The 3,923-nt window shown below is 40.1% G+C and carries 4 protein-coding genes; 1 reads left to right on the forward strand and 3 read right to left on the reverse strand.

Annotated elements, in window-relative coordinates; all coding sequences use genetic code 11:
• Positions 1-92 precede the first annotated feature (92 nt).
• The gene (locus tag ACSLUH_RS19250; RefSeq protein ID WP_448570046.1) at positions 93-911 is read right to left on the reverse strand and encodes an alpha/beta fold hydrolase; all 819 of its coding nucleotides are present in this window, start codon (positions 909-911) and stop codon (positions 93-95) included.
• Positions 912-1,058: 147 nt separating this feature from the next.
• Positions 1,059-1,805 carry a DUF4852 domain-containing protein gene (locus ACSLUH_RS19255; RefSeq protein WP_448570047.1) on the reverse strand — a complete coding sequence of 249 codons (747 nt, stop codon included), beginning with the start codon at positions 1,803-1,805 and terminating at the stop codon, positions 1,059-1,061.
• A gap of 170 nt (positions 1,806-1,975) precedes the next feature.
• Between ACSLUH_RS19255 and ACSLUH_RS19260 the strand changes: the two genes are divergently transcribed.
• Positions 1,976-2,995 carry an IS110 family RNA-guided transposase gene (locus ACSLUH_RS19260; protein ID WP_448570048.1) on the forward strand — a complete coding sequence of 340 codons (1,020 nt, stop codon included), beginning with the start codon at positions 1,976-1,978 and terminating at the stop codon, positions 2,993-2,995.
• A 391-nt stretch (positions 2,996-3,386) separates the two neighbouring features.
• Here the strand turns inward: ACSLUH_RS19260 and ACSLUH_RS19265 are convergent, their stop codons facing one another.
• Entirely contained in the window at positions 3,387-3,797 is a 411-nt protein-coding gene (locus ACSLUH_RS19265) for an SMI1/KNR4 family protein (protein ID WP_448570049.1), read from the reverse strand.
• Positions 3,798-3,923: the final 126 nt, after the last annotated feature.

Consider the following 3,923-nt stretch of genomic DNA (forward strand, 5'->3'; position numbering starts at 1 on the left):
ACAGACGAAGTAAACGAATTTGCTTATTGATTTAACCTTGCCCGTCACTGACTAAAAACGGGCAAAAAAAACACTATTACTTATTGACAGAGTTACGGCGCATATGTGTTAGCGCGAACCCTCTCGATAAGCTTTTTCGCTTCGTTGATAACCAACGAAGGCTCTTCCTGAGGTATTAGGTGGTGGCTATTGGCTGTGAGTACTACTTCTCCTTGGGGAAAAGATTCTGCCCATTCCTTCCAATGTTCTCCCCACATTGCCACACCTTTGTCAGAGTGTAATAGGTGCGCTGGAGATTCATAGCGCTTCACGCTTGCGATCACTGTAATTGGAATGTCTTTTATTTCCGGGTAGTCTGGTAGCGGAAACTTAGCCCAGAAGTCGACAATAAAGTGGTTCTTGCCGTCTTCGATGTCAGCTAGCTTAATGGCCGCGATTTCTTTATTTGCCTGTTCAAGGTTTATCGCCCGCATAATATCTACATCATGTTCCGATGAGGCATCCACTAATAAAATGCCTTCTACTCGATCAGGATATTTAGCCGCAAATACCCTCGCGACAGTGCCCCCATAGGAGTGTGCGACGTGAATGATTTTGTGCACACCTAAGTGATCCAGCAAACTCTTTAAGTGGTTCGCATAATCCTCAACGACAAACATAGTTTCTGGCTTACTTGAGTTACCATTACCGACTCTTGAGTAGCGAATAACCGTACTCACCTCGGAAAGCGACGTCCAAATGTTACCCCAATCGGCTATTCCGCCCCTAGCTCCAGCTTCCAGTAGAACCACCTCACTTCCAGATCCCGAAACGTCATATTCAATCTCATAGTCGCCGATCTCTACTGTTTTAATTGCAGAGTGTGCGATCTGAGAGAACAATAGGCCGATAAGAAAAACCCCAGTTTTCATAAAATTTCCTTGTTGTTAACGCCGTGTTAAACGGCTTAGTAATGCTTACTAAAATGTGAAGCAAAGCCGAACCTAACCAACTGTTTTTTTTATTACGTTTAAGTATTGTTAGGGAAAAATCACATGTGAAATATATGAGAACCATTACTAGTACACTTTTAATTTTTTACGTTCATAAAGAGTTTTTAACTCTTTATCTAAATATACCTCAACCATACTAATTTGAGATTCATACCATAATTCTTTTGGGTAACTAGAATAAGAATGCCTTTTGATGTCTTTTAAACCATCAACACGGAAATAAATTTTCGTAAATATTTCCCTATCTATATAACCTGCATCATCCAAATAGTTTCGTTTTTTTCTCAAAGATTCAATATATTGCTCAGCGTTTTCAGCTGACATTTTTAATTGAGTAGGAACAAATAGTTTATTACTTTGAAAAGCACCGATATGTAGAGGTAATTTAACACCACTTTTTTTCTTTGAGCTGAGCTTCCACATACGATCTACTTTGCTTATAAGGTCATATGTAAACTCCTCTTTATCAAAATCATACTTGCCAAATTTGACAGGTATTTTTACCCAAAAACAACGAGTAGCACCTAAAGCGCTTTCTTTATACTTGTCTCCTTGTTTTTTTACCCATTTATTAAATGTAAATTCATTTTGTCTTTGTTTTTTGTATTCTACTGGCATATAGCCTTTCAAGAGTTGCTGTGTAAATTCTTTTTCGTTGATTTCTTGATCAAATTGGTACCATAGCTTTATTAAACCTGAATACGACACCCCCTCATAATCTGTGCATTTTTCCTTAACTGATACTTCTGTTGCAATTGATGTAAATGATAATAAAGCGGTAAAAAAATATATTGAAAAAAAATTGAATTTCATATGATTCCTTTTACTAAAATTAATGAATAAGAAAAGCGTATTTTAAAATTTGTCATATGCAAATAGATGACAATAAACGCCTCATGAGCCCTAACGAATGAGATGGACTCCCCCTGACTCTGGCAAATTTTGCCAAGCTTAAGGTGCGAAACTTAAAAAAGGAGCCCATCATGAATAACATTAAAACACTTGGTATCGATTTAGCAAAAAATACGTTTAGCCTAGTTGGCATGAATGAGTTTGGAAAAGTTGTCTTAAGGAAAACGTTATCACGTAAAAAATTACTTCCCTATATTGCTCAACTCAATCCTTGTCTCATTGCCATGGAGGCATGTAGTGGCGCACATTATTGGGCGCGTCAGTGTAAAGCTCTCGGACACCAAGTCGCGATTATTGCCGCCAAGTTCATCGAACCTTTTCGCACCGGCGGTAAAAACGATAATAACGATGCCGAGGCCATTTGTGAAGCAGCAATGCGACCTAATATTTGGCATGTGCCGGTTAAAACCGCTGACCAACAAGCCATCATGACGCTACATCGTGTGCGTCAAGGGTTAGTAAAAGAGCGCACCACCATGATTAATCAACTGCGAGGCTTGCTGTGTGAATTTGGTCTTGTTATCGCTAAAGGGCGTTATAGCTTACAACGCGTTATTCAAGATATCCTCGAAGATACTGATAATGGTTTGCCTTATTTAGCTCGGCAAATGATTGATAATCTTTGGCAACGTATCAAACAAGCCAACGAGCAAATTCTCGCTTATGACCGCGCGCTTGCACAACAAGTACGAGAAGATAGTATTGCACAACGCTTGATGACCATTCCCGGTGTTGGTGAGCAAGTGGCCTCGGCCGTATCCGCCAATGTGCCCGACCCACGGCTATTTAACAACAGTCGACAGTTCTGTGCTTGGTTAGGCTTAGTTCCTCGCCAGTTCACCACGGGAGGTAAAATTCGTCTCGGCCGCATTACTAAACGTGGTGATAAATACCTGCGGATGTGTTTAATTCACGGTGCTAGAGCGGTCATAGCCAACCTTCGAGACAAACAAGATAAAGTGAGTTGTTGGGTTAGAGAATTAATCACTCGACGTGGTTACTTAAGAGCCGCCGTCGCGTTGGCGGCAAGAAATGCGCGATTGATTTGGACGCTGATGGTTAAACAAGAAGATTATAAAATCGTTGTGTAAAACACACAGGTACATTACACAAAGGTGTAATAAAAAAACACATAATATTGATAAGAGAGATGTCCAACCGAGTCCTGCGAAGGCATTGATGACAATTAGGTCAGACCGAGGAAGCTAAAGTCTGTTGAATTGGGGGAGCTTAAACAGCTCGTCTAACGAATAAGACACGTTTCCAAGCGAATACTCATCTTGGTCCGAGTAAAACACTCAACGAATAGGCCGAATGTAGAGGTGCAGTCTTATATCTAATCGTCAAAGTGAATTCGTTTGACAATCGGGGGAGTCCATGTAGCCCGCATAAGAGGCGGATAAAGCTTGGCTAATATTAGCGAAGAATGAGCGCCAGCCAAGCTTTAGACGTCCATTTTTTAATGCGCTTGTTAGGTGGGCACTACACTAATAAGCCCAGCAAATTATCTAATTGATAATTAGTTTTAAATGTATTTTCATAGTCAGATGATTGGTCAAAATCGTATGCATGGTCGTAATAAAATACATTCAGCTCTGTAATATCCTGAACTAACAGATAAAAACCACCACCAGGAGAGCTGCCTATAACTATAGAGTTTGGTGGTAAACCCTCTCTAAGCTCTTGATTCCATGTTAGTAGATCAAGTTCTCGTTGTTTATTTAATCCAAATAAAACGTCACACAATACCTCAATCCCATTGGACAAAGTAATAACCTCAGAGCGACAACTTCCACCATTACTTGACTCTAGAAAGCTTTTATAAATTTGTGGAAGACAAAAACCAATAAACTTTTCAAATTCTTGAATATTTATAATGACTCTCCGTGCCACCTAACGCTTGCTTAACTGGCGCGAAATAGCAGGCTAAAGTCAGCGACGATGGAGCGCAAGCCTGCTAGTTTGCGTCCGTGGTTTAGGCACTTGTTAAGCCTCATTTACTTACGAGTTCCTTAATGC

Source organism: Thalassotalea ganghwensis (assembly GCF_053485795.1).

Coding starts and splice junctions, on each gene's coding strand:
- ACSLUH_RS19250 (WP_448570046.1), bottom strand. CDS start 911: ATGAAAACTGGGGTTTTTCTTATCGGCCTATTGTTCTCTCAGATCGCA.
- ACSLUH_RS19260 (WP_448570048.1), top strand. CDS start 1,976: ATGAATAACATTAAAACACTTGGTATCGATTTAGCAAAAAATACGTTT.
- ACSLUH_RS19255 (WP_448570047.1), bottom strand. CDS start 1,805: ATGAAATTCAATTTTTTTTCAATATATTTTTTTACCGCTTTATTATCA.